Annotated in this window: 4 protein-coding genes; all 4 read right to left on the bottom strand. The window is 63.7% G+C overall.

Annotation, left to right across the window (positions count from 1 at the left end):
- Positions 1-105, bottom strand: a 105-nt coding sequence (locus EOA27_RS42505; protein ID WP_348639879.1) for an SDR family NAD(P)-dependent oxidoreductase, incomplete at its 3' end; no start/stop codon positions are given.
- Positions 102-560, bottom strand: a complete 459-nt coding sequence (locus EOA27_RS31340) for a hypothetical protein (protein ID WP_245467319.1) — start codon at positions 558-560, stop codon at positions 102-104. The genes EOA27_RS31340 and EOA27_RS42505, both read right to left, overlap by 4 nt.
- Positions 561-622: 62 nt before the next feature.
- Positions 623-1,204, bottom strand: coding sequence for a hypothetical protein (locus tag EOA27_RS31335; RefSeq protein WP_126080456.1), 582 nt, complete (start codon positions 1,202-1,204; stop codon positions 623-625).
- Between the two features lie 11 nt (positions 1,205-1,215).
- Positions 1,216-2,490: a 2-oxoglutarate dehydrogenase complex dihydrolipoyllysine-residue succinyltransferase gene (gene odhB / locus EOA27_RS31330; RefSeq protein ID WP_126080455.1), complete on the bottom strand. Its 1,275-nt coding sequence runs from the start codon at positions 2,488-2,490 to the stop codon at positions 1,216-1,218.
- Between the last annotated feature and the right edge of the window lie 100 nt (positions 2,491-2,590).

Below are 2,590 nucleotides of genomic sequence, written 5' to 3'. Positions count from 1 at the left end.
GTTGACCGCCACGCGATAACCGGCCCGGTTCGCCTGCCGGCAGATGGCCGCGCCGATGCCGCGGCTGCCACCGGTGACCAGCAGCGTCTTTTTCTCGGCACTCATTCCTGGCAGCCTTTCAGCACGAAGATGTCCCACGGCACCTTGGAGAAGCCGGCGGGGCCATAGGCGGCCGACATTTCGAGCGACGGCCCGAGATCGGGGAAGATCAGGGTCTTCGGCGCGTCGACGCCCTCCGCCGGCAGCAGGCCGACGCCGCCCTTCTCGTCGGCGCTGTAGATGACGCCTTCCCACACGGTGCAGGCGGCGAGCTCCTCGCCAGTGACGTCGCCCGTCGGGCATTTGTACATAAGCGAACCATGCGGCCGCGCGGCCGATCCCTCGGTCCACATCGCGATGCCGTCGAGCACGACATTGTTGTCGAGGATCATGCGGAAGGCATTGGTGATCGTCGCCGAGCTGCCAGCCGGGGTGAAATCGATCTCGGCGCCGCTCTGCGCTTCGCCATAGACGGCGAGCTGGATCGGGCAGGCGGCCTGGGCGGCGGACGGAACCATCATCAGGCCTGCCACTATTGACGCGGTCGAAAGACTTTCGGTCAAGAGGGAGCGGATCCTCATTGCTATCCGCCCTGAACAGCTTGATCGAGGATAACAATCGTCGTAAGAAAATAGTCTATCTCAAACGCAACACTGTTCTTCCCGCCGACCGGTATTGCGTTTACCTCATACTTGAGGGTCAGGACGCGAGAACTCTCCGCCAGCTTAATATAGACGTCGCGCTCGCTGCCGCCACCGATTGCCCATTTGAAGTCGCCCTCGTTCAGGAACTGCAATGCCTTGGGCAAGGTATGTATGGCTATCGGGCTGGTGCCTGCGAACGTCACGGGATGCCGGCCCACATCGACGTTGAGATCGCCGTACCAAGTCGCCATCATTCCACCGGGCTGCAATCTCCCGAAGACGGGCTCGACGCTAATCGATCTCAGACGAAAATCGGGGCTGAAGAAAAACTCGCAATTGCGACCAAAGATGCACCAGGCCGACTCGGTGTCCTCGTGGCGATAGTGATTGTCCGCCCGCACATACTCCGGATCGATCAAGCCTCGGACCGTTTCACGGCTGCTTTTGCCGAGTTCGACAGGTCCTGCTCGGCCTGTCATCACAAGCTCGAACAGATCGATCGGCTCGACCGTTTCAGCCACAGCGCCAAACCTTAGAGATCGAGCACCAGCCGCTCGGGATCCTCCAGGCTTTCCTTGACGCGCACCAGGAAGGTCACCGCTTCCTTGCCGTCGACGATGCGGTGATCGTAGCTGAGCGCCAGATACATCATCGGGCGGATGACGATCTGGCCGCCGACCACCATCGGCCGATCCTGAATCTTGTGCATGCCGAGAATGCCCGATTGCGGCGCATTGAGGATCGGCGTCGACATCAGCGAGCCGTAGACGCCGCCATTGGAGATGGTGAAGGTGCCGCCCTGCATGTCCGCGACCGAAAGCTTGCCGTCGCGCGCGGCGAGACCCAGCCGGCCGATCTCCTTCTCGATCTCGGCGATGGACATCTGGTCGGCGTCGCGCACCACCGGCACCACCAGGCCCTTGTCCGTGCCGACGGCGACGCCGACATGGGCGAAGTTCTTGTAGATGATGTCGGTGCCGTCGATCTCGGCATTGACCGCCGGGATTTCCTTCAGCGCATGCGTCACCGCCTTGGTGAAGAAGCCCATGAAGCCGAGCTTCACGCCGTGCTTCTTCTCGAACACGTCCTTGTATTTGGCCCGCAGCGCCATCACCGCGCTCATATCCACCTCGTTGAAGGTGGTGAGCATGGCTGCGGTCGACTGCGCTTCTTTCAAGCGGCGCGCAATGGTCTGGCGCAGCTTGGTCATGCGCACGCGCTCCTCGCGCGGCGCATCCTCGGCCGAGGATGGCGCGCGGGCAACGACCGGCGCAGGTGCCGCCTTCGGCGTCTCGGCCGGCTGGGACGGCGCGCCCTTGGCGATGGCATCGAGCACGTCGCCCTTCAGCACCTGGCCGCGCTTGCCCGAGCCGGACAGCTGGTCGACCGAGAGATTGTGCTCCGCGATCAGCTTGGCCGCGGCCGGCGCCGGCGGCATGGTGCGCGGCTCGATCGGACCGTTGTCGCCAGCGATCTTGGCGGTCTCGGCCGCGGCCTGCTTGACCGAAGACGCGGCATCCGGGCTGGAAGCCTGCGCCACTGCCTGCGGCTTCGTGGCCGGGGCACCGCCGCCCGCCGAAATCGAGCCGAGCAGCGCGCCGACATTGACCGTCTCGCCTTCCTTGACGGTGATCTCGGCCAGCGTTCCGGCGCCCGCTGCAGGCACTTCCACCGTCACCTTGTCGGTTTCGAGCTCGACCAGGGGCTCATCGGCGGCGATCGCGTCGCCGACCTTCTTGAACCACTTGCCAACGGTCGCCTCGGTGACGGATTCACCCAGAGTGGGGACGCGGATTTCGGTAGCCATTGTGCCTGTCCGTTCTCTTGTCTTTTGAGGTCTGTTTCGTGCGGTTATTCGCCGAGAGCGTCGTCGAGCAGCGCGGCGAGCTGGCTGAGATGCTTCGACA

The sequence above is a fragment of the Mesorhizobium sp. M2A.F.Ca.ET.037.01.1.1 genome (assembly GCF_003998075.1).
In the GTDB taxonomy this organism is placed as follows: Bacteria; Pseudomonadota; Alphaproteobacteria; order Rhizobiales; family Rhizobiaceae; genus Mesorhizobium.
Note: the sequence above shows the minus strand (reverse complement) of the source record. Positions and strands in the feature narration are given on the sequence as shown.